22 protein-coding genes are annotated in these 21,790 nt (G+C 68.7%); 17 read left to right on the forward strand and 5 right to left on the reverse strand.

Features of this window, described 5'->3' with window-relative positions; all coding sequences use genetic code 11:
• The first annotated feature begins 1 nt into the window (after position 1).
• From AC1VNX_RS07000 to AC1VNX_RS07015, 4 genes are read left to right on the forward strand one after another with little or no spacing between them, the layout of a single operon-like run.
• The gene (locus tag AC1VNX_RS07000; RefSeq protein WP_483156053.1) at positions 2–1,222 is read left to right on the forward strand and encodes a COX15/CtaA family protein; all 1,221 of its coding nucleotides are present in this window, start codon (positions 2–4) and stop codon (positions 1,220–1,222) included.
• A complete protein-coding gene (cyoE, locus tag AC1VNX_RS07005) occupies positions 1,219–2,124 on the forward strand; it encodes a heme o synthase (protein ID WP_483156054.1) in 906 nt (301 codons plus the stop codon). Before AC1VNX_RS07000 ends, cyoE begins: the two co-directional genes overlap by 4 nt.
• A 13-nt stretch (positions 2,125–2,137) precedes the next feature.
• A complete protein-coding gene (locus AC1VNX_RS07010; protein WP_483156055.1) occupies positions 2,138–2,755 on the forward strand; it encodes an SCO family protein in 618 nt (205 codons plus the stop codon).
• A gap of 16 nt (positions 2,756–2,771) precedes the next feature.
• Positions 2,772–3,599, forward strand: coding sequence for a DNA alkylation repair protein (locus tag AC1VNX_RS07015; protein WP_483156056.1), 828 nt, complete (start codon positions 2,772–2,774; stop codon positions 3,597–3,599).
• Between the two features lie 49 nt (positions 3,600–3,648).
• On the opposite strand, the gene rpoH is transcribed toward AC1VNX_RS07015, so the two are convergent.
• Both rpoH and AC1VNX_RS07025 read right to left on the reverse strand, forming a co-directional pair.
• Entirely contained in the window at positions 3,649–4,590 is a 942-nt protein-coding gene (gene rpoH / locus AC1VNX_RS07020; protein WP_483156057.1) for an RNA polymerase sigma factor RpoH, read from the reverse strand.
• Between the two features lie 98 nt (positions 4,591–4,688).
• Entirely contained in the window at positions 4,689–5,153 is a 465-nt protein-coding gene (locus AC1VNX_RS07025; protein ID WP_483156058.1) for an Mpo1 family 2-hydroxy fatty acid dioxygenase, read from the reverse strand.
• 185 nt (positions 5,154–5,338) lie between these two features.
• On the opposite strand from AC1VNX_RS07025, the gene AC1VNX_RS07030 reads away from it, so the two are divergent.
• The 3 genes from AC1VNX_RS07030 to AC1VNX_RS07040 all read left to right on the forward strand — a co-directional run bounded on the left by AC1VNX_RS07030 (position 5,339) and on the right by AC1VNX_RS07040 (position 9,079).
• Complete coding sequence (locus AC1VNX_RS07030; protein ID WP_483156059.1) at positions 5,339–6,070, forward strand: response regulator transcription factor; 732 nt, start codon at positions 5,339–5,341, stop codon at positions 6,068–6,070.
• Positions 6,067–7,878, forward strand: a complete 1,812-nt coding sequence (locus tag AC1VNX_RS07035; protein ID WP_483156060.1) for an ATP-binding response regulator — start codon at positions 6,067–6,069, stop codon at positions 7,876–7,878. The genes AC1VNX_RS07030 and AC1VNX_RS07035 overlap by 4 nt, the downstream gene beginning before the upstream one ends.
• Before the next feature lie 409 nt (positions 7,879–8,287).
• A complete protein-coding gene (locus AC1VNX_RS07040) occupies positions 8,288–9,079 on the forward strand; it encodes a hypothetical protein (protein WP_483156061.1) in 792 nt (263 codons plus the stop codon).
• Between the two features lie 87 nt (positions 9,080–9,166).
• On the opposite strand, the gene ftsY is transcribed toward AC1VNX_RS07040, so the two are convergent.
• Positions 9,167–10,393 carry a signal recognition particle-docking protein FtsY gene (gene ftsY / locus AC1VNX_RS07045; RefSeq protein ID WP_483156062.1) on the reverse strand — a complete coding sequence of 409 codons (1,227 nt, stop codon included), beginning with the start codon at positions 10,391–10,393 and terminating at the stop codon, positions 9,167–9,169.
• A gap of 77 nt (positions 10,394–10,470) precedes the next feature.
• On the opposite strand from ftsY, the gene AC1VNX_RS07050 reads away from it, so the two are divergent.
• Entirely contained in the window at positions 10,471–11,865 is a 1,395-nt protein-coding gene (locus AC1VNX_RS07050; protein ID WP_483161895.1) for a M16 family metallopeptidase, read from the forward strand.
• Between the two features lie 15 nt (positions 11,866–11,880).
• Positions 11,881–13,257, forward strand: coding sequence for a M16 family metallopeptidase (locus tag AC1VNX_RS07055; protein ID WP_483156063.1), 1,377 nt, complete (start codon positions 11,881–11,883; stop codon positions 13,255–13,257).
• On the opposite strand, the gene AC1VNX_RS07060 is transcribed toward AC1VNX_RS07055, so the two are convergent.
• Complete coding sequence (locus tag AC1VNX_RS07060) at positions 13,254–14,168, reverse strand: LysR family transcriptional regulator ArgP (RefSeq protein WP_483156064.1); 915 nt, start codon at positions 14,166–14,168, stop codon at positions 13,254–13,256. The two genes, AC1VNX_RS07055 and AC1VNX_RS07060, sit on opposite strands and share 4 nt — an antisense overlap.
• An 89-nt stretch (positions 14,169–14,257) precedes the next feature.
• On the opposite strand from AC1VNX_RS07060, the gene AC1VNX_RS07065 reads away from it, so the two are divergent.
• The 6 genes from AC1VNX_RS07065 to pxpA all read left to right on the forward strand — a co-directional run bounded on the left by AC1VNX_RS07065 (position 14,258) and on the right by pxpA (position 18,728).
• Entirely contained in the window at positions 14,258–14,896 is a 639-nt protein-coding gene (locus tag AC1VNX_RS07065) for a LysE/ArgO family amino acid transporter (RefSeq protein ID WP_483156065.1), read from the forward strand.
• 35 nt (positions 14,897–14,931) lie between these two features.
• Positions 14,932–15,609, forward strand: a complete 678-nt coding sequence (locus AC1VNX_RS07070; RefSeq protein ID WP_483156066.1) for an RsmD family RNA methyltransferase — start codon at positions 14,932–14,934, stop codon at positions 15,607–15,609.
• A 43-nt stretch (positions 15,610–15,652) separates the two neighbouring features.
• On the forward strand, positions 15,653–16,156 hold the full coding sequence (gene coaD, locus AC1VNX_RS07075; protein ID WP_126025542.1) for a pantetheine-phosphate adenylyltransferase: 504 nt from the start codon (positions 15,653–15,655) through the stop codon (positions 16,154–16,156).
• Between the two features lie 146 nt (positions 16,157–16,302).
• Positions 16,303–16,950 carry a 5-oxoprolinase subunit PxpB gene (pxpB, locus tag AC1VNX_RS07080; protein WP_483156067.1) on the forward strand — a complete coding sequence of 216 codons (648 nt, stop codon included), beginning with the start codon at positions 16,303–16,305 and terminating at the stop codon, positions 16,948–16,950.
• On the forward strand, positions 16,947–17,945 hold the full coding sequence (locus tag AC1VNX_RS07085; RefSeq protein ID WP_483156068.1) for a 5-oxoprolinase subunit C family protein: 999 nt from the start codon (positions 16,947–16,949) through the stop codon (positions 17,943–17,945). The genes pxpB and AC1VNX_RS07085 overlap by 4 nt, the downstream gene beginning before the upstream one ends.
• A gap of 48 nt (positions 17,946–17,993) precedes the next feature.
• Complete coding sequence (pxpA, locus tag AC1VNX_RS07090; protein WP_483156069.1) at positions 17,994–18,728, forward strand: 5-oxoprolinase subunit PxpA; 735 nt, start codon at positions 17,994–17,996, stop codon at positions 18,726–18,728.
• 6 nt (positions 18,729–18,734) lie between these two features.
• On the opposite strand, the gene AC1VNX_RS07095 is transcribed toward pxpA, so the two are convergent.
• A complete protein-coding gene (locus tag AC1VNX_RS07095; RefSeq protein ID WP_483156070.1) occupies positions 18,735–19,673 on the reverse strand; it encodes a LysR family transcriptional regulator in 939 nt (312 codons plus the stop codon).
• A gap of 206 nt (positions 19,674–19,879) precedes the next feature.
• On the opposite strand from AC1VNX_RS07095, the gene AC1VNX_RS07100 reads away from it, so the two are divergent.
• Both AC1VNX_RS07100 and AC1VNX_RS07105 read left to right on the forward strand, forming a co-directional pair.
• On the forward strand, positions 19,880–21,493 hold the full coding sequence (locus AC1VNX_RS07100) for a hypothetical protein (RefSeq protein ID WP_483156071.1): 1,614 nt from the start codon (positions 19,880–19,882) through the stop codon (positions 21,491–21,493).
• Positions 21,494–21,512: 19 nt separating this feature from the next.
• On the forward strand, positions 21,513–21,776 hold the full coding sequence (locus AC1VNX_RS07105; RefSeq protein ID WP_483156072.1) for a hypothetical protein: 264 nt from the start codon (positions 21,513–21,515) through the stop codon (positions 21,774–21,776).
• Positions 21,777–21,790: the final 14 nt, after the last annotated feature.

Here is a 21,790-nt window from a genome sequence, read left to right on the forward strand (position 1 = left end):
CATGGACACCACGAGCTCGCTCTACGATCTGACGCCCATCGCCTGGCTCATGGCGACCGGCGTGCTGATCGCGCTCGGCCCGCTGGTGTGGGTGTGGCGACGCAACGCGGGCGCCGGCCCGGCGCGGCGGCTGCATGCGCTCACCGTGCTCACGCTGTTCCTCACCTTCGACCTCACGCTGTTCGGCGCTTTCACGCGGCTCACCGATTCGGGCCTGGGCTGCCCCGACTGGCCGGGCTGCTACGGCAACGCCAGCCCGCACGGCGCGCGCCACGAGATCGCGATGGCACAGTCCGCGCAGCCGACCGGCCCGGTCACGCACAGCAAGGCGTGGGTCGAGATGGTCCATCGCTATCTGGCTACCGGCGTCGGCGCGCTGATCCTCACGCTTGCTGGCGCCACCTGGATCGTGCGTCGGCGCCAGAGCCGCATCCCGCCGGAGAAGGGCGCGGAGCACCACGCCACGCTGAGCGCGTGGTGGCCGGCCTTCACGCTGGTCTGGGTCTGCCTGCAGGGAGCCTTCGGCGCACTCACGGTGACGTGGAAGCTGTTCCCCGCGATCGTCACGCTGCACCTGCTTGGCGCCGTGGTGCTGCTGGCGTTGCTGTGCATCCAGGCAGTGCACTACCGGCAGGCCGCCGCCGACCGGCTGCCCACTCCCGTGTCGCCCGCGCTGCGCAACGGCCTTATCGCGACCACGGTGCTGCTCGTGCTGCAGATCGCGCTGGGCGGCTGGGTCAGCACCAACTATGCGGTGCTGGCCTGCACGCAGTTCCCGACCTGCCAGGACAGCTGGTGGCCGTCGATGAATTTCGTGCAGGGCTTCGAGATCTGGCGCCATCTGGGCGTGACGGGCGAGGGCCAGCCGCTCGATTTCTCCGCGCTCACCGCCATCCACTATGCGCATCGGCTGATGGCCTATGCGGTGTTCGTCGCGCTCGGCGTGCTGGCGTGGCGCATGCGCCGCATCGATACGCTGCGCCCGCAGGCGCGATGGCTCGCAGGCCTCGCGCTGCTGCAACTGGCCACCGGCCTGGGCAATGTGCTGCTCGGCTGGCCGCTGGCCGCTGCTGTGCTTCATACCGGCGGCGCCGCGGCGCTCGCCGTGGTGCTCACCTGGGCGCTGTGCGAGAGCCGGCGCGCTCCGGCGGCGCAGATCGCCCATGCCAGTGAAAATACGGCCGGTCGCAACAACAACAGTCAAAGGAAGGCCGCCGCGTGAGCACCCCGATTTCCGTTCAGCAAACCGCCAGCGCCAACGTGCTGCGCCAGTACTACGCGCTGACCAAGCCGCGCGTGGTGCAGCTGATCGTGTTCTGCGCGCTGATCGGCATGGTGCTGGCCGTTCCCGGACTGCCTTCGTGGGCCGAGGTGAAGCGCGCGGTGGTGGCCTGCATCGGCATCTGGCTGGTGGCCGGCGCGGCCGCGGCGTTCAACTGCCTGGTCGAGAAGGGCATCGACGCGAAGATGAAGCGCACCGCCTGGCGCCCCACGGCGCGCGGCGAACTCAGCGACCGGCAGGCCCTGGCTTTTTCGGTGCTGCTGTGCGTGGCGGGCTCGGCGCTGCTGTGGTTCATGGTCAATCCGCTCACCATGTGGCTGACCTTCGCCACCTTCGTCGGCTATGCGGTGATCTACACAGTGATCCTCAAGCCGCTCACGCCGCAGAACATCGTGATCGGCGGCGCCTCGGGCGCCATGCCGCCGGTGCTGGGCTGGGCAGCGATGACGGGCAGCCTCGATCCGGGCGCGTGGATTCTCTTTCTCATCATCTTCCTGTGGACGCCGCCGCACTTCTGGGCGCTGGCGCTCTACCGCGTGGAGGACTACCGCAAGGCAGGCCTTCCGATGCTGCCGGTGACGCACGGCAACGAGTTCACGCGGCTGCAGGTGCTGCTCTACACCTTCATTCTTTTCGCGGCCTGCCTGATGCCCTTCATTCACGGCATGAGCGGCTGGCTTTACCTGGCGGTGGCGGTCGCGGTGAGCATCGGCTTCACCGGCTACGCCTTCGCGCTGTGGCGCAACTACTCCGACGCGCTGGCGCGCAAGACCTTCCGCTTCTCGCTGATCCACCTGAGCGTGCTGTTCCTGGCGCTGCTCGTGGATCACTACATCCAGTGAGCACCAAGTTTCAATGAACAAGCGCAACGCTCTACGACTGATGGCCGCCGGCGCCGGCTGGGTGGGCGTCAGCGCCGCACTCGGACTGGGCCTCTCAGCCTGCAGCGAGACCAAGCAGAGCTTCACCGCGGTCGACATCACCGGTGCCGACTACGCCAAGGACTTCTCGCTGAAGGACGCCGACGGCAAGGTCCGCACTCTGGCCGACTTCAAGGGCAAGGTGGTCGTGCTGTTCTTTGGCTACGCGCAGTGCCCCGACGTCTGCCCGACCACCATGACCGAGATGGCGCAGGTCAAGCAGCAGCTCGGCAAGGACGGCGACAAGCTGCAGGTGCTGTTCGTCACGGTCGACCCGGCGCGCGATACGGCCGAGGTGCTCAAGGCCTACATGGGCGCGTTCGATCCGAGCTTCGTTGCGCTGATCCCCACGGCCGACGAGCTGGCCGCGGTCGCCAAGGACTACAAGGTCTACTACAAGAAGGTCGACGGCAAGACGCCGACCAGCTATTCGATGGACCACTCGGCCGCCAGCTACGTCTACGACACGCAGGGCCGGCTGCGGCTCTACGCGCGCTATGGCGCGGGCGTGGCGCCGATGGTGGCCGACCTGAAGACGCTGCTGGCTTCCTGAGAAGGGCCGCCATCCGATGGCCCCCACCGATCCGCTCGGGCATCTGAAAGGGCGCAAGGGCGCCTTCCGTATCGCGCTGATCCCGCCCGAGGTGCTGGATGCCCTCAACGACGGCCTGATCGAGACCGTCAATCTCAACGAATTCCTGGCGCTGGAGCTACCCCGTCTGGCGCGCAGCGTGGCGGGGCATGTCGGGCTCGACGCGCAGAGCGAGCGGCTGGCCGACACCATCGCGATGCTCGGAGCCTTCAAGCCGATGCAGCGGCATGGGCACATTGCGCGTGCGCTCTATGACCTGACTGCGCTTCACGGCGAACGCGATGCCGTCGCGCACCGGCTGGCCACGCACGCGAGCGACGTCGCGCGCTGCTGGGCGGCGCAGTGGGTCACGCTCTCGGGCCTGCCGTTGGCGGCGCAGCTGAAGTCGGTGCGCCGCTTCGCCGCCGACTCGCATTTCGGCGTGCGCGAGATCGCCTGGATGGCGGTGCGCGACGCGGTGATCGGATCGCTCGACGAAGCGGTCGTGTTGCTGCAACCCTGGGTGCTCGATGCCGACCCCAACATCCGCCGCTTTGCCAGCGAGCTCACGCGGCCGCGCGGTGTGTGGTGCGCGCAGATCGAAGCGCTCAAGGCCGAGCCCTGGCGTGCGCTGCCGTTGATCGAACCGCTGCGCGCCGATACCAGCCGCTATGTGCAGAACTCGGTGGCGAACTGGCTCAACGATGCGAGCAAGAGCCAGCCCGAGTGGGTCGACGGCCTTTGTGAGCGGTGGTCGGCGGAGTCGGAAACGGCTGAAACCCGCTACATCGCGAAACGGGCGATGCGAACGCTGTCCAAGCAATGAAAAAAGCCCGGCATTGCCGGGCTTCGTTCTTGGGGAAGGTGAAAGGGGCTTACGCGTAGTCCGCGAGGGCCTTCTTCATCTTCTTCATGGCCGCCACCTCGATCTGGCGGATGCGCTCGGCGCTCACACCGTACACGGCAGCCAGGTCGTGCAGCGTCATGCCGCCCGAGCCGTCGTCGTTGACCTTGAGCCAGCGCTCTTCCACGATGCGGCGGCTGCGGTCGTCCAGCGCCTCGAGCGCGGTCGCGATGCCGTCGCTCGACAGGCGGTCGCGCTGCTGCGATTCGAGCAGGGCGGTCGGTTCCTGCGAGGCGTCGGCCAGGTAGGCGATCGGGCCGAAGGCCTCGTCGCCGTCGTCCGTCGGGCCCGGGTCGAGCATCACGTCGCCGCCCGAGAGGCGCGTTTCCATCTCGAGCACTTCCTCGGGCTTCACGTTCAGGCGGTTCGCCATCTGCGAGACCTCGTCGGGGCTCAGCGTTTCGCGGTGCGTGCCGTTGTCGGCAGCGGCCGAGTCGGCCTTGAAGCCCTGCTTCATCGAGCGCAGGTTGAAGAACAGCTTGCGCTGGGCCTTGGTCGTCGCGACCTTGACCATGCGCCAGTTCTTCAGGATGTACTCGTGAATCTCGGCCTTGATCCAGTGCATGGCGTAGCTCACGAGCCGAACGCCCTGGTCGGGGTCGAAGCGCTTCACGGCCTTCATGAGACCGACGTTGCCTTCCTGGATCAGGTCGCCGTGCGGCAGCCCGTAGCCCAGGTACTGGCGGGAAATGGAGACCACGAGGCGCAGGTGCGACAGCACGAGCGCGCCGGCGGCTTCGAGATCGTTGTGGTCGCGCAGCTTGCGTGCGTAGCCTTGCTCTTCTTCGAGCGTGAGCATGGGCAGGCGGTTGGCGGCCGAAATGTAGGCGTCCAGGTTGCCCAGCGGGGGAACCATTGACCAAGGGTTGGCGACGGCCAGCTGGTTGGCAGAGACTCCAGACAGCGTTGTCATCAGGGGGAACTCCTTTGTGTTGGCCATATTAGCACTCGGTTAGAGGGAGTGCTAATCCAAGGGTTCCCTTGAATTTCTATCGCCGAAATAGCCAATGGCTACCAGCGGATGCCCAGTCTTAGGAAGAGCTTGGACAACACGAACAGGGGACCGACCCAGAGATATTGGATGTCTTCGAAGAACGACGGCTTCTTGCCTTCGATCTTGTGGCCCACGAACTGGAAGATCCAGGCCACTACAAAGATAGCGGCGGAAACCGGCAATACAAGGCCTCCCATCGCATGCACCAGCACCAGGGCCAGCGCGGTCAGCACGAGCATGGCCACGAGGAAGGCCGGGGCTCGCAGCATGACGTAGTAGACGAGGCTGGCGGCCACGAAGGCGTAGGCCACCCACGGGTGGATCGCGAAAAGCAGGCCGACGATGCTCAGCATGATGGCCGGGATGGCCACGAAGTGGATCAGCTCGTTGGTCGGATTGCGGTGGCTCTCCTCATAGTGGGCGAGCAGGCGGTCGACCTTGCGGTCGCTAGCTTCGAGAGGGGCGGCGGCGGTGTGCGTCATGGCTGGTCTCCGTGGGCGCCGTGCGATGCGGCGAGACTTTCGATAGTGCCCACAGAGAAGCCCGATGGCAAGCGCGCATGCGATGTGAAAATGCTATCAAATAAGTAGCATAAAGCACTACAGCCACGCTTGTTGCCGTGACTTTCTACACTGTCACAAGAAGGTTACATCGCTAAGATCGGCAAGTGCCTCCCTTCGACTCCCCACCCGCTTCACAGTCGCCGGCCGCGGAGACCGGTACGGCCGCTCGCGCACCCCGGGCGATCCTCGTCGTGGACGACCACGACCTGCTGCGCCTGGGTGTGTGTGCGCTGGTCCAGGCCCAGGCCAGCCCTTCCGGCGCGAGCATCGAAGTCTTCGAGGCCAGCAACGTCGCCGATGCGCTCCGGCTGTACGAAGCCCACCAGGCTTCCATCGGGCTGGTGCTGCTCGACCTGGCGCTTCCCGACACCCACGGCCTGAGCGGCCTGGCCGAGTTCCGGATGCGCTTTCCCGAGGCGCGGATCGTCGTGCTCTCCGGCACCGGCAACAGCACCCTTGCGCAGGGCGTGCTCGCGCTGGGCGCGGCCGCCTTCCTGCCGAAGTCGGCCGACTTGAAGGAGGTCGTGAGCTTCATCCGCGCCTGCGGCCTGCTCGACGGCAGCCCCGACGCCACGCAGCAGCAGCAACCGGCGGTGGCCCCGGCCATGCCCGGCAAGGCGCTCAGCGGCTATGCCGAGTTCGCACACGCCAGCGCCTGGCAGGAGCTAACGCCCCGGCAGATGCAGGTGCTGCAGTGGGTGCTCGAAGGCAAGGCCAACAAGGAAATCGCCCAGCTCGCGAACCTGAGCGAAGGCACGGTGAAGAACCATGTCTCGACCATCCTGCTGCTCTTCGGCATGCGCTCGCGTGCCCAGCTGATCAGCACCCTGCATTGAGCGTGCAGCCCGCCGCGCCGACCGCCCCGACCGCCGATCACGCGCTCGGCCAGCGGGTGCTGCGCGAGCACGTCGCCTCGGTCTACAGCACCTACGGCGTCTCGACGCTCACGCACATGGCCTTCGTGGTCGTGTTCGGCAGCATCATCTATTCGCAACTGAAAGACCCGAGCCTGCTGTTCTGGCTCGCCGGCCTGCTGATGGCCGACATCTACGTCTTCTTCACGCCGCGCTGGACCCCGTCGCGGCCGGTCCGGGAGAGCGCCTATTGGGCGCGCAAGATCTCCCGCATGGTCACGCTGGTGAGCATGGTCACGGCAGTGGTGCCCTGGCTCATCGTGCCGCACAACAACCTGCCGATGACCTCGCTGCTGATGGCGGTGATCGTCGGCAGCTGCGCGCGGGCGGCGCAGTCGCTGTGGCCGCTGAAGCCGGCGCTCTTCGGCTACACCATGCCGATGTCGCTGGGCATGATCACCGCGCTGGCCTGGCAGGGCGACGGGCTGCACCTGTTCCTGGCGGCGGCCGGCGCTGCATACCTGCTGCTCACGCTGTACGCGGGCATCGGCCAGCACAAGCTGCTGACCGAGTCGCTGATGCTGCGCTTCGAGAACGAGGCGCTGGCCGCGCGGCTCGGCGAGCAGATCGCCGCCACCGAGCGCGCGAGCGAGGAGAAAACGCGCTTCCTCGGCACCGCCAGCCACGACCTGCGTCAGCCGCTGCACGCCATCGCGCTCTTCGGCGCCGCGCTGGAGAACGAACTGCGCGACCGCCCCGAAGGCCGCAACGCCGAGCGCCTGATGCGCGCGGTGAACGCGCTGGGCGCCTCGCTCGACACCATGCTCGACATCTCGCGCCTGGACGCCGGCGTCATCACGCCTGCGCCGCAGCCGGTGCAGCTCGACGCGCTGTTCCTGCCGCTCAACCACACCTTCGCGGCACGCGCCGAACACAAGGAGCTGCAGCTGCGCGTGCGCGCCAGCGGCCTGTGGGTGCACAGCGACCCGCAACTGCTGCACCGCATGCTGTCGAACCTGATGGACAACGCGCTCAAGTACACGATGCGCGGCGGCGTGACCGTCACCGCGCGCGAGCGCGGCGAGGCGGTGTGGATCGAGGTGCGCGACACCGGCATCGGCATCGCGCCCGAGCAGTCGGGCCGGATCTTCGAGGAGTTCTATCAGATCAACAATCCGGGCCGCGACCGCTCGCGGGGGCTGGGCATCGGCCTGTCGATCGTGCAGCGGCTGTCACGGCTGCTGGGGCATCCGGTGCAGATGCATTCGCGGCCGGGGCGCGGCACGCATTTCCGCGTGGTGGTGCCCATCGCGAGCGCGCCGGAGCGGGCATCGGCCGCATCGGCTTCTCCTGCCGGGGCAGCATCAGCGCGGCAGCCTGGCAGTTCAGCGCTGGCGTTGCCCGGGCGCGTGCTGCTGCTCGACGACGAGCAGGAAATTCGCGAGGCGATGGTGGGGCTGCTGCGCTCCCATGCCATCGACGCGCACGCCGTCTACAGCGAGGAGGGCGCCGCGAAGGCGCTGAGGCATGCGGCCTCCGAGGGCCGTCCGTTCGATCTGCTGCTGTGCGACTACCGCCTGGCCGACGGTGCCGACGGGCTCGATGCGGGCCTGCGCCTGAGCCAGTGCGCGACCCAGGGCACGACGGCTACGCCGTTGTTGCTCATTACGGGCGAAACCTCGCCGGACCGGCTGCTGCGGGTGCGCGAGTCAGGCGTGCCAGTGCTGTTCAAACCGGTGGTGGCTGATTCGCTGCTGCTGGCGATGGCGGAACTCGTGACAGCTCGCTAGTTATCGGAGTTTGAGTCTATTGGTACTACTTTCGGTGCCGATATGTTCTGTAGTCGCCAGATGTCATGACTTTTGGCACTGTTGGATGCCGCTGCGGCGCTTTAACTTAGCGGTCCACTGGCGCTTCGGACTCCCGTCCGACTCCCTCGTTAGTGGGCTCACAACACATGGATTCCGGAGGTTTTTCCCCAATGAAGTTCAGACTCGCGGCGGTAGCGGCCGCAGTTGCTGCGACGCTTGCCCTGGCGGCTTGCGGTGGCGGCGGCAACGATGGCAACAGCTTTGCGCCAATTGGCGTTCTCCCGCCCGCACCCCCTCCCCCGCTCCCGCTCCGCCGCCTGCGGAGCCCCCAGCGCCAGCGCCCGCGCCAGCGCCCGCGCCGGCTCCCAGCACATTCCTGTACGAGCAGGTGCCGTATCCGGCGGATGGCGCGGCTTTCCTGAACGACCTCAATACCGAAGGTGCGAAGGGCTTCGGGTTCCTCGGCCCGCTGACGGCGGCCCAATCCGGTGTCGGTGCCAACGTCTATTACAAGACCGGCAGCATCACCTATGTCTACGAGACGAAGGCCACTCCGGCGGACGCGGACGCCTTCCTGGTCCAGGCCAACGAGGCCGGCGCGCGCGGTTTCCGCTGGGCCGGCGTGAGCAGCGTGAACAACGTGGCAGTGATGATCTACCGCAAGGACAGCGGCACCGACGCCACCTACACCTACCGCACCCAGGCTGCGCCCAGCACCAGGTCGGACTTCATCACGCTCGGCAACGCGCAGGGCGCGGAGGGCTACTTCAATACCGCGCCGGCCTATGCGTTCGGCCCTGCGGTGGTCGCGGTGTTCGAGAAGAGCTCGGTCGGCAATTCCACCTTCGCCTATGAAGTGAAGGACGACGCCGCCGATGTCGACGCGACGCTGGCGCAGTTCACCGAGGCCGGCGCCCGTGGTTTCCGTTTCCGCGGGCCCTACAGCTTCGGGAACATCTTCGCGAAAGATCTTTCGCAGTCGAGCACCTTCACCTACCAGGCCCTGGTTCCGAAGGACACGCTGGAAGCGGACCTGGAGCAGTCGAACGCCGTGGGTGCAGACGGCTTCGCGCTCATCGGCCCGATGATCGTGAACTCGCAGTCGCGCAACTACTACTACAAGGCCAGCAACTGCACCGGGCCTGCCCTGTGCATGCCGACATCGCCGTTCGGTCTCTGACCCGGCGAGGGGGAAGAGAACAAGAAAAAAAGGAGAAACGGCCCCGGTGCGAACCGGGGCCGTTTTTTCATCGGGGCGCGGACCGGATCAACCGAGCAGGGCCTGCGCGAACTCGCGTGCGTCGAAGGTCTCGAGGTCCTCCAGCTTCTCGCCCACGCCGATGAAGTAGACCGGAATCGGCCTTTCACGCGCGATGGCGCACAGCACGCCGCCCTTGGCCGTGCCGTCGAGCTTGGTCACGATCAGGCCCGTGAGGCCCAGCGTCTCGTCGAAAGCCTTGACCTGCGCCAGCGCGTTCTGGCCGGTGTTGCCGTCGATCACCAGCAGCACCTCGTGCGGCGCGGTGCCGTCGGCCTTGGTGACGACGCGCTTGATCTTCTTGAGCTCGTCCATCAGGTGCAGCTGCGTCGGCAGGCGGCCGGCCGTGTCGACCAGCACCACGTCCTTGCCGCGCGCCTTGCCGGCGTTCACCGCGTCGAAGCTCACGGCCGACGGATCGCCGCCTTCCTGGCTCACGATCTCGACGGTGTTGCGGTCGGCCCAGACCAGCAGCTGCTCGCGCGCGGCCGCCCGGAAGGTGTCGGCCGCCGCCAGCAGCACCGAGGCGCCCTCGTCGGCCAGGTGCTTGGTGAGCTTGCCGATGGAGGTGGTCTTGCCCGCGCCGTTGACGCCGGCCACCATGATCACGGTGGGCGTGAACTGGCCGATCACCAGCGGCTTCTCTAGCGGTTTCAGCAGGTCGGCCACCGTCTCGGCCAGCAGCGCCTTGACCTGCGAGGCATCGGTGGCCATCTGGCGCTTCACGCGGCCGCGCAGGTCGTCGAGCAGGTATTCGGTCGCCTTCACGCCGGTGTCGGCCATCAGCAGGGCGGATTCGAGTTCTTCGTACAGCTCTTCGTCGATCTTCGCGTTGACGAACACGGCCTGGATGCCGGTGCCGGTCTTGCGCAGGCCGGTCTTGAGCTTGTCGAACCAGCCCTTGCGTTCGGTGGCGATGACGGGTTCGGCAACCGGCGCGACGGCGACCGGTGCCGGCGCGGGTGCAGGAACAGGAGCTGGGGCCGGGGCAGGCGGCGGAACCGGGACGGGAGCAGGTGCCGGCGCAGCCACTGGGGCCGGCGCGGCGACGGGCGCGGGTGCCGGGGAGGGCGCGGGCGTTTCTTCCGCCGCCGGCTTCGAGCCGAACCAGCTCGAGGGGGAGAACACCGAGCGTGCCGGTGCAGGTTCCGGAGCAGGCGCCGCCGGGGCCGGCGGGGTGGGCACCGGCGCGTCGGGGGTCTCGGCAGGCGGTTTTTTCTTGAAGAAACTGAACATCAGGAGCTTTTTACAATCCGAGCCATTCTATGAAACACCTCCCGCCACGCCGTGCTGCGTCTGGTGCGGTGCTGGCGATGGCGCTCCTGGCGCCATGGGCCGTGCCTGCCCAGGCCCAATCCGCCCCGCCTTCCGCCGCAGCTGCCGCCGCGGCTCCCGGTCCCCAGCAATTCACGCTCGCCAACGGCATGACGCTGATCGTGCAGCCCGACCGGCGCTCGCCCACGGCGGTGCAGATGGTCTGGGTCCGCGTCGGCTCCATCGACGAGGTCGACGGCACCTCCGGCGTGGCCCATGCGCTCGAACACATGATGTTCAAGGGCACCAAGGACATCAAGCCCGGCGAGTTCTCCCGCCGCGTGGCCGCCCTCGGCGGCCAGGAAAACGCCTTCACCACCCGCGACTACACCGGCTACTACCAGCAGATCCCGGTCGGCAGCCTGGAGCAGGTGATGAAGCTCGAATCGGACCGCTTCGCCAACAACCAGTGGCCCGACGACGAGTTCAAGCGCGAGATCGAGGTGGTCAAGGAAGAGCGCCGCCTGCGCACCGAAGACCAGCCGCGCGCCCTGCTCGGCGAGCAGCAGAACGCGGCAGTCTTCACCGCCTCTCCCTATCACCGCCCCGTGGTCGGCTGGATGAGCGACCTCGACGCCATGACGCCCGAGGACGCGCGCGCCTTCTTCAGGCAGTGGTACGTGCCCGCCAACGCCGTGCTGGTGGTGGCCGGCGACGTCGACGTGGCCCAGGTGCGCTCCATGGCCGAGAAGTACTACGGCCGCATCCCCTCGCGCGCCGTGCCCGCGCGCAAGCCGCGCATCGAGCCTGCGCAGCGCGGCATCCGCCGCATCGAGCTGAAGGCGCCGGCCGAGCAGGCCTACGTGTCGCTGGCCTACCGCGTGCCGCAGCTCGCCAGCATCGACGACGTGAACAGCGACGCCTGGGCGCTGGTGGTGCTTTCCGCCGTGCTCGATGGCTACGCCGGCGCCCGGCTCGACCGCGCGCTGACCCAGGGGCCCGACCGCGTCGCCGATTCGGCCGGCGCCTATTCGGGCTTCGTCGGCCGTGGCCCGCAACTCTTCGTGCTCGATGGCGTGCCGGCCGCCGGCAAGAGCGCCGAAGCGGTCGAGGCCGCGTTGCGCGCCCAGGTCGCGCGCATCGCCAAGGACGGCGTGGGCGAGGCCGAACTGGCCCGCGTCAAGACCCAGTGGGTGGCGAGCGAGACCTACAAGCGCGACTCGGTGATGGCGCAGGCGCGCGAACTCGGCAGCAACTGGATCCAGGGCCTGCCGCTGGACGCCAGCGAGCGCATCGTCGCGCGGCTGCAATCCGTCACGGCCGCCCAGGTGCAGGCCGTGGCCGCCAAGTACTTCGGCGACGACCAGCTCACCGTCGCCACGCTGCGTCCCCTGCCGCCCGAAGCCAAGCCGCGTGGCCGTGGCTTCGCCGCGCCCGCGGGCGAGATGCGCTGAAAGGTCAGGATTCCCATGCAGAAAACTTTCATCAAGACCGCGCGGCGCGCCCTGATCGCGGGTGCGATCGCCGTGGCGGGCATCACCGGCGCGCAGGCCGCGCTGCCCATCCAGCAATGGACGCTGGCCAACGGCGCCAGGATCTATCTGGTGTCGACCAACGCGCTGCCCATCGTCGATGCGCAGATCGACTTCGACGCCGGCAGCCGCCGTGACCCGGCGCCGCAGGCCGGCCTGGCCAGCGTCACCGCGACCATGGTCGAGAAGGGCGTGCGCGCCGGCAAGAGCGGCGAACCCGCGCTCGACCAGAACGCCCTGGGCGAAGCCTGGGCCGATCTGGGCGCCAGCTTCGACGTGAGCGCCGGCACCGACCGCACCAGCTACTCGCTGCGCTCGCTGTCCGATCCGGTGCTGCTGAACAAGGCGGTGGCGCTGGCCGCGCGCGAGATCGGCGAGCCTTCCTTCCCCGACGACGTGTGGCAGCGCGAGCGCGAGCGCATCAACGCCGCCATCAAGGAAGCCAACACCAAGCCCGCGACCGTCGCGGGCCGCGCCTTCGCGGCCGACGTGTACGGCACGCACCCCTACGGCCAGGAAGTGACGGAAGAGACGCTCGCGCGAATCGACACCGCCGCCATGCGCCAGCGCTACCAGCAGCTCATCGTGCCGTGCCGCGCCAAGCTCAGCATCGTCGGCGCCGTCTCGCGCGCCGAGGCCGAGAGCATCGCGACCACGCTGCTGTCGCGCCTGCCCGGCCCCGAGGCCTGCACGCCGCTGCCGGTTGTCGCCCCCGTGGCGGCGCTGACCGCGCCGAAGAACGAGCGCATCGCCTTCGAGTCGGCGCAGGCCCATGTCCTCATCGGCCAGCCCGGCTACCCGCGCAAGGACCCGGACCACTTCGCGCTCACGCTGGGCAACTACGTGCTGGGCGGCGGCGGTTTCGTCTCGCGCCTGATGAACGAGGTGCGCGAGAAGCGCGGCCTGACCTACAGCATCTACAGCGGCTTCGCACCGGGGCTCGAGGCGGGCGCGTTCCGCGTCGGCTTCCAGACCCGGCCCGACCAGGCCGAAGAGGCCGTGAAGGTGTCGCGCGAAGTGCTCGCGAAGTTCGTGGCCGAAGGCCCGACCGCCGCCGAGCTGAAGGCCGCCAAGGACAACCTCATCGGCGGCTTCCCGCTGTTGCTCGACAGCAACCGCAAGCTGATCGGCAACGTCGCCAACATCGCCTGGCACGACCTGCCGCTCGACTACCTCGACACCTGGACCGCGCGGATGAACGCGGTCACCGCTGCTGACGTGAAGGCCGCCTTCCAGCGCAAGCTGCAGCCAGAGCGCATGGTGACGGTGGTGGTGGGCGCCAAGGACGCCAAGACCGCCAAGGCGCAGCCCTAGTCCAATGCGTGCGGGCCGCTGGTGGCGGCCGCGCGCACTGCGGCGCCGAGCCGCTCCAGCAGCTTGGGCGCCGCGCGCGCGTGCTGCCAGTAGAGAGGCACCGGCAGCATCGAGTCGGGCACCAGCTCGACCAGTCTTCCTTCCTTCAGCGCCCCGGCCACCATGCTGACCGGGTGCATGCCCCAGCCCATTCCCGAGCACGCCGCTTCGACGAAGGCGCTGGGCGAGGGAATCCAGTGCCTCGGCGTCTCGACATTGCGGTGGCAGATGCGCCGCACCCAGCGTGCCTGCAGCCTGTCCTTGCGGTCGAACACGAGGCTGGGCGCGCTCGCCAGCGTGCGGGCGCCCACGCCCTTGGCGAAATGCTCCTGCACGAAGCCGGGGCTGGCGGCCGCCACGTAGTGCGTCGTGCCCAGCGCCTCGCTGTTGCAGCCCGCCACCGGCTGGGCCAGCGCGGTGACCGCCGCGAGCACCGCACCGCTGCGCAGCCGCTCGGCGGTGTGGTCCTGGTCGTCCACCGTCAGGTCGAGCAGCGCGCCCGGCTCATGCGCAGCGAAGGCTGCCGCGGCTGCGATGAACCAGGTCGCGAGCGTGTCTGCATTGACCGCCACGCGGATCGTGACGCGCTCGCTGCCCGCCTCGTCGCCACCCATGCCCAGTGCGGGCAGGGCCTCGCGCAGCTCGTGCTCCAACATGCCCACGCGCTCGACGTGCCGGCACAGCTGCCGGCCGGCCTCGGTCGCGACGCAGGGCTGGCCGCGCACCAGCAGCGCCCCGCCGGTGCGTTCCTCCAGCTGCCTGATGCGCTGCGATACCGCCGAGGGCGTGACGTGCAGCGCGCGGGCGGCGCGTTCGAAGCTGCCTTCGCGCACGACGGCGGCGAGGGCGTTCAGGGCGGCGTAGTCGAGCATGGGCTGGGCCTGATGGAATGAAGAAAAACTGAATCTGCTTAAGAAAGTTTAGTTTGAATTAATCCGGTGCGGACGGCATCCTCGAATGCATGCAAGCCGTACACGTCACCACCGCCTTCGCCAACGGGCTCTTCATGAGCCTGGTCCTCATCGTCGCCATCGGTGCGCAGAACGCCTATGTGCTGCGCCAGGGTTTGCGCCGCGAGCACGTCGGCCCGGTGGTGCTCTTCTGCGCCGCCAGCGACGCGGTGCTGATCGGCGCCGGCGTGGCCGGCATGGCACAGGCGCTGAAGGGTCGACCGATGCTGGCCACCGTGCTCGCGGGGCTGGGGGCCGCTTTCCTGTGCGGCTACGGGCTCAAGGCGCTGTGGCGTTCGCGGCAGCCCGCGGCGCTGCAGGCTTCGGCGCAGGGCGCTTCGTCGCTGTCGCGCGCGGCGGTGCTGGCGCAGGCCGCTGGCTTCACGCTGCTGAATCCGCATGTGTACCTCGACACCGTGCTTCTCGTGGGCAGCGCGGGCGCGCAGTACGCGGGGCTGCTCAAGGTCTGGTTCGTGGCGGGCGCCACCACGGCGAGCGTGGTGTGGTTCACCTCGCTGGGCTTCGGCGCGCGGCTGCTCGCGCCGGTGTTCGCGAAGCCGCGTGCCTGGCAGATGCTCGATGCGCTGGTCGGCGGCACCATGCTCGTGCTGGCGGCGATGCTGGCGCGGCGTGCGCTCACCGGGGCTTGAGAGATCGGCGAATGTGGCGGCGTTAAGCTCGCCGCATGCCCCAGCCCCAGAAGAAAGCCTCCCCAGCATCCCGTTCCGCGCCAGCAGGCAGCAAGCCCAAGCCCGCGGTGAAGCGCCCGTCGAAGCCCAGCGAGGTGCGCATCATCGGCGGCGAATGGAAGCGCACCCGCCTCGCCGTGGCCGACAAGCCCGGCCTGCGCCCCACGCCCGACCGCGTGCGCGAGACACTCTTCAACTGGCTCGCGAGCCTGGCCGGAGCAGGTGGCGGCGAGCTGCCTGGCTGGCAGTGCGTGGATGCCTTCGCGGGCACCGGCGCACTGGGCTTCGAGGCCGCTTCGCGCGGCGCGGCCAGTGTGCTGCTGTGCGAGCAGGACGCGGCGCTCGTCGCCCAGCTGCAGGCCGTCAGGGCCAAGCTCGAGGCCGAGACCGTTCGCATCGAGCGCGGCAACGGCCTCACCGCGCTCGAACGCGTGCCGGCCGGCAGCCTCGACGTCGTGTTCCTCGACCCGCCCTTCGACAACACCGCGCTCTACGAGCCGGCCTTGCGTGCCGCCGTGCGCGCGCTGCGGGCCGGGGGCTCGGTGTACCTCGAGGCGCCGCGCCGCTGGAGCGACGAAGAGCTCGCGGCGCTCGGCCTCTCGGCCTTCCGCTATCTCAAGGCCGGCGCCGTTCACGCACATCTGCTGAGGCCCGCCGCGCAGGGGACTGCATAATCCGCCGGACAAGCCGCACCGGCAGCATGAGGAAGAAGCAACCATGGCCAGCAACGTCATCGCGGTTTATCCCGGCACTTTCGACCCCATCACCCTCGGTCACGAGGACGTGGTGCGCCGTGCCACCCAGCTCTTTTCCAAGGTGATCGTCGCTGTCGCGGCGGGCCATCACAAGAAGGCGCTGTTCACGCTTTCCGAGCGCATGGACATGGCCCGCGAGGCCGTCAAGCCTTACAGCGACCAGGTTTCCGTCGAGAGCTTCTCCGGCCTGCTGCGCGACTTCGTCGTTGCGCGCGGCGGCAAGGCCATGGTGCGCGGCCTGCGCGCGGTGACCGACTTCGACTACGAGTTCCAGCTCGCCGGCATGAACCGCTCGCTGATGCCCGACGTCGAGACCGTCTTCCTGACCCCGAGCGACAAGTACCAGTTCATCTCCAGCACCTTCGTGCGCGAGATCGCCATGCTCGGCGGCGAGGTCCACAAGTTCGTCTCCCCGAACGTGGAGCAGCAGCTCGCTGCAAAAGTCCGCAGCCTCGGACGTGAATAAGCTCTCCCCAGGCTGCGCGCACTTCGTGTCGCTTCGCCAACCCCCTCACCGGGGGCGACACCGGTGGCCCGGCAGAGCCGGTTCCACGGTGTCCCGCGAAAAGCCCGGCCTTGACCGCGGGCCGACTTGAAGTGAACGACCTGCCCTTGCCCCGTCTGCATCTGCTGGGCGATGCAGCGCTGCTGTGCGATCTGCCCGCGCCCGCCACGCTGGCGCAGCAGCAGCGCATCTGGGCGCTGGCCGAGCATGCGCGGCAGTGGCCCGGCGTCGGCGAGACGCTGCCGGGCATGAACAACCTCACGCTCACCTTCGATCCGACCGCGATCGACCTCGACACGCTCACCGCGCGCGTGCTCGAAGCCTGGCCGAAGCTGTCCGCCGGCGCGGTCGAGGGCCGATTGATCGAGATCCCCGTGGCCTATGGCGGCGAGCACGGACCCGACCTGGCCGACGTTGCGGCCCATACCGGTTTCACGCCGGCCGAGGTGGTGCGGCGCCACACCGCTGCGGAGTACGTCGTCTACCTGCTGGGCTTCCTGCCCGGCTTCAGCTTCATGGGCGGGTTGCCGCCCGAACTCGCCACGCCGCGCCGTGCCGAACCGCGCCTCGCGGTGCCCGCGCGCTCGGTCGGCATCGGCGGCGAGCAGACCGGCATCTACCCGCTGGTGTCGCCGGGCGGCTGGCAACTGATCGGCCGCACGCCGCTCGAGCTGTTCGACCCCGCGGCAGAACCGCCGACGCTGCTGCGCCCCGGCGACCGCGTGCGCTTCGTGGCCGAGAGCGTGCAGACATGATCGCCATTCGCAGACCCGGCGTGCTCGCCTCGGTGCAGGACCTGGGCCGCCACGGCCATCGCCAGCTCGGCATCTGCCCGGGCGGCGCGCTCGACGTGCTCGCGCTCACGCTGGCCAACCGGCTGGTGGGCAATGCCGATCGCGCGGCCGGCCTGGAACTCACCATGGGCGGCTGCGAGCTGCAGTTCGAGACCGACACGCGCATCGCGCTCGCGGGAGACGACTTCGGCGCCAGCCTCGACGGCGTGCCGATCTGGCCCTGCTGGAGCGTGCCCGTCGCGGCCGGCCAGACGCTCAGGCTCGCGGGCGCCAACGCCGCCGGCACGAAGAAGACCGGCGTGCGCAGCTGGCTGGCGGTTGCGGGCGGCATCGACGTGCCGCCGGTTCTCGGCTCGCGCAGCACCGATCTCAAGGCCGGCTTCGGCGGCCTCGAAGGCCGTCCGCTGCGCAAGGGCGACCGCTTGGCGACGGGTGTTTCGACGCTCGATGCCGCGCAACGCGAACGCCGACCCTTCGGTATCCGCGGTCCCGACTGGGGCCCGGCCGAGGACGACGGCGCCATCGCCCTGCGCGTGCTGCCCGGCCCCGAGTTCGAGCTGTTCACGCTGGCCGCGCGCGAGCAGCTGTGGGGCGAGCGCTGGCGCATCACGCCGCAGAGCAACCGCATGGGCAGCCGCCTCGAAGGCGCCGAGCTCAAGCGCAAGCGCGGCGGCGACATGCTCTCCTCGGGCGTGATCCCCGGCACGATCCAGGTGCCGCCCTCGGGCCAGCCGATCATCCTGATGGGCGACGCGCAGACCACCGGCGGCTATCCGCGCATCGGCGTGGTCATCCGTGCCGACCTCTGGAAGCTCGCGCAGGCGCCGCTCAACGGCAGGCTGCGCCTCGTGCAGGTCGACCAGCCGCAGGCGCTGGCCGCGTGGGCCGGCCAGCAGCGCTACCTGTCGCAGGTGGCGCAAGGCCTTGCCGCTGCGGGCTGGCCGAACGCGGCATAGACTGCCCGGAAAGACTGCCCGGAAATCGCGAGAGAAAGGAAGCCCACGATGCAAATCGATCTGAATGCCGACCTCGGCGAAGGCGCCGGCAACGACGAAGCGCTGCTCGCGCTGGTGAGCTCCGCCAACATCGCCTGCGGCTGGCACGCGGGCGACGCGAAGACCATGCAGCAGTGCGTGCGCTGGGCGATGCGCAACGGCGTGGCCATCGGCGCGCACCCCAGCTTTCCCGACCGCGAGAACTTCGGCCGCAGCACCATGCACCTGCCGCCCGAGGAGATCGTCGCCAACGTGCTCTACCAGGTGGGCGCGCTCGCGGCCATCGTGAAGGCCGAGGGCGGCAAGCTCTCCCACGTGAAGGCCCACGGCCAGCTCTACAACCAGGCGGTGAAGGAGCCCGAACTCGCCGACGCGCTGTGCGAGGCCGTGCGCCGCTTCGATCCCTCGCTCAAGTTCTTCGGCCTGGCGGGCAGCAACATGATCGACGCGGCCCGCCGCGCGGGCCTGGAGCCCGTGGAGGAAGTGTTCGCCGACCGCGGCTACATGCCCGACGGCAGTCTCGTGCCGCGCAGCCAGCCCGGCGCGCTGATCGAGAGTGAGGAGCAGTCCCTCGCGCAGACCCTCTCGCTGGTGCGCGACCGCCGCGTGACCGCCATCGACGGCAGCGTCGTGCCGGTCAATGCGCAGACCGTCTGCCTGCACGGCGACGGTGCCCACGCGCTGGCCTTCGCGCGCCGCATCCGCGAACGGCTGGAGGCCGAGGGCATCGCCGTGCGCGCTTGATGCCGGCTACGCCGGGCTTCCAGCGGTCAGGTCGCTGACCCAGCTTTCCCCAGCTTCGGCGCAGTACTCGCCCACGATGTCCCGCGTCAGCCTGCTGACCGCGTGCGCGGCCGGCGCGGTGTCGCGCAGATGGGCCACGGTGATCGTCATGGGCGGCAGCATGGGGCCCTCGCGCACTTCGAGACAGCCCGCGCCCAGCTCGTCGCGCACGAAGATCGGCGGGATCGCCGCCACGCCGAAGCCGCCCTTGGTCAGCTGGATGATCGACTGCACCGAGGGAAAGCTGCACACACGCGGCTCGGCAGGGCGCCCCGCGAACAGCGCCCGCACATGCGCCCGCGGCCCCGAGGTGCGCGAGAAGGTGAGCACCGGCACCCGCTCCAGGTCTTCGAGCCGCAGGTCGCGCTCCTTGGGCAGCATCGCAGGGCGCGCGATCCACTGCATCGGAAAGCGGCACAGCGGCGCGACGGCCGTGTCGCCATCGCCGGCCGCTTCGGTCATGTCGTCGTTCTGGATCAGCAGGTCGAACCTGCGCTGGCGGAACTGCTCGCGCAGGTTGTAGGCGGTGTCGACCGTGATGTCGGGCTCGATGGCCGGCAGCCGCTCGCTCAGCGCCTGGATCAGCTGAGTCAGCCAGGTGTGGACCACCGTCTCGATGACGCCGATGCGCACCCGGCCCGAGGGCGGCGCGTCGGGGTGGACCGAGAGCTTGAGCTGGCGCTCCAGCGTGAGCATCTGCTCGGCCTGGCTCACCACCTGCTCTCCGAGGATGGTGAGCTTGAACGCACGCTGCGAGCGGTCGACGAGCGGGACGCCCAGTTCCTCTTCCAGCGCCTCGATCCGCTTGGACACCGCCGCCTGGGTGGTGCACAGGACCTGCGCCGTCTGGCGAAAGCTCTTGAGCCGGTCGAGCATGACCAGCGTCTCGAGAAAACGCGTGTTCATTGGTGAATCCTCTCCCTGATTGCCAAGTCTGTTGAGTTTTTGTTATCAGTTTGTTCAACAAAAACTCGTTCGACACCTGTCGGGGGCGCATGTTTTCATAAAGCCGTCATCCAGACAAAGAGGTGGAACCCTCCCCAGAACGGCCGCACGAGTCGTGCCAGGAGGCCCGCTGATTTCGTGTCACACATCACAGGGAAAGGCGAAGAATGAAACGGACGACGGCAATCCGGCGGCTGGCGGGGCGCGCCACGCTCGGCGCTTGTTGCGCTGCGGCGCTGGCCAGTTGTGGGGGCGGGGGAGGTGGCGGCGGGGCCGATCCGGCGACGCTGGCGGCCATTGCCGCGGCGGTCGCGGCAGCCGGCTCGGTTGCCACGGCACCGCCCGCGCCGGCTGCGACGCCTGCGCCAGCTCCGGCGCCCGCTGCACAGCCACCGGCAGCGCCGCCGTCGCCTCCAGCACCTCCGTCGATACAGGCCAAGTGCGCCATGGACACGAGCGTGCAGCCGTCCTACGAAGAACAGCGGCTGCCCAACAAGCTCTCCAGCAGCGACGCGCTGAGCTTCTCGGCGCAGCTGCTTCAGGCCAGTGGCTTCGACAAGTTCGGCCCTGATTTCGCCAACACGCTGTGCACTAATGGCATGGCGGGCGCTTCCAGCTACGACCAGGCCGTGGCTCTCCTGAGGACTGAGGGCACGAAGCTCTGGCAGGCTGCGCTCGACCGCGTGCAGGGCCGCAAGGTGCAGGGCACGCTGCCAAAGAGCGACGACCGCATGCTGTACTGGGCCCGCCTCACCATGACGCTGGCGCTGCGCCAGTGGAAGCCCGACTTTCCGCTGACCGACGACCAGCGCGCGGCCCTGCAGAACGAATTCGAGCGCGCCTCGCGCGGCCAGTACGCCATCGACTTTCCCGATGGTGCGAAGTACAAGCGCATCCTGGTGAGCGGCTTCGATCCCTTTACGCTGGGCACGCCGGGCGTGGATGGCAACCCGAACATCCGCATCGGCAACCCCTCGGGCGCGACCATTCTTTCGCTGGACGGCAACACCGTGACGCTGGCCGATGGCAGCACCGCTGTGATCCGCACCTTCATCCTGCCGGTCAACTACGGGCCGTTCATCCAGGGCATGCAGGAAGACACGCTGGGGCCCTGGTTCAGGTCCGGCACGAAGCGCGTCGATGCGTCGATCAGCATGAGCCAGGGCAGCGGCGAATTCGATCTGGAGCACTTCAACGGCCGCTACCACCTGGCGAGCATTCCGGGCAACGACAACGTCTGGCCGGCCTGCGCCGACGGCGGTTCGTTCCCGTCCGCGCTGGACTGCGACATTCATCCGCCCGAGCGCTGGCTGGGCTACGCTTCCAAGCCATGGGTGATGAATTCGCCGCCGCAGTTCATCGAGTCGACGCTGCCGTTCCAGAAGATGATCGACGCCAACACCGGCGCGGGCGTCATCAACTGGGACAACCCCGCCAAGCCGACGACGGGCTGGCCGGTCGTGCGCCGCGACACCTACTCGACGCGCGCCTGCTTCAAGGGCGCGGTGGGGCCTTTCGACCTGAGCTGCGCGAGCACGGGCGGCGGCGGCAACTACCTGTCCAACGCCAGCGCCTACCGCAACACTTTGCTGCGGGACGTCTTCAAACTCCAGATACCGGCCGGGCACATCCACACACCCGTCATGACACGCTTCGGCGCAGGCAGCGACGGCAAGATCACCGACGCTACCTTCGAGGGCTACCGGGACGCCATCGTCGCCCAGGCCCGCAACCTGGTGTTCGCCGTCGCGAACAGCCTGGCCACCCCGTCCCCGATGTAGTCCAATGACCCCGGAAACCATGACCATGAGACTCCAAGCCTTCGCATTCGCCGTCTGCGCTCTGCTGCTGGGCGGCACGGCACTGGCCCAGCCCAGTGGCGGCTTCTACATCTTCAAGAACAGGGAAAGCGGCAAGACGGTCTGTTCGCAGAACCCCATCAGCCCCGACTGGGTGCAAGTGGCCGGCCCCTTCAAGGACCAGGATTGCAAGATCGACCAGAAGCCCGAACCCGTGCGCACCGACCTGCCGGCCAACCCGCTCGACCTGGCGCCCAAGAAGTAAAGAGAAGGAAAGGG

The sequence above is a fragment of the Variovorax sp. TLI9-5A genome (genome assembly GCF_056867935.1).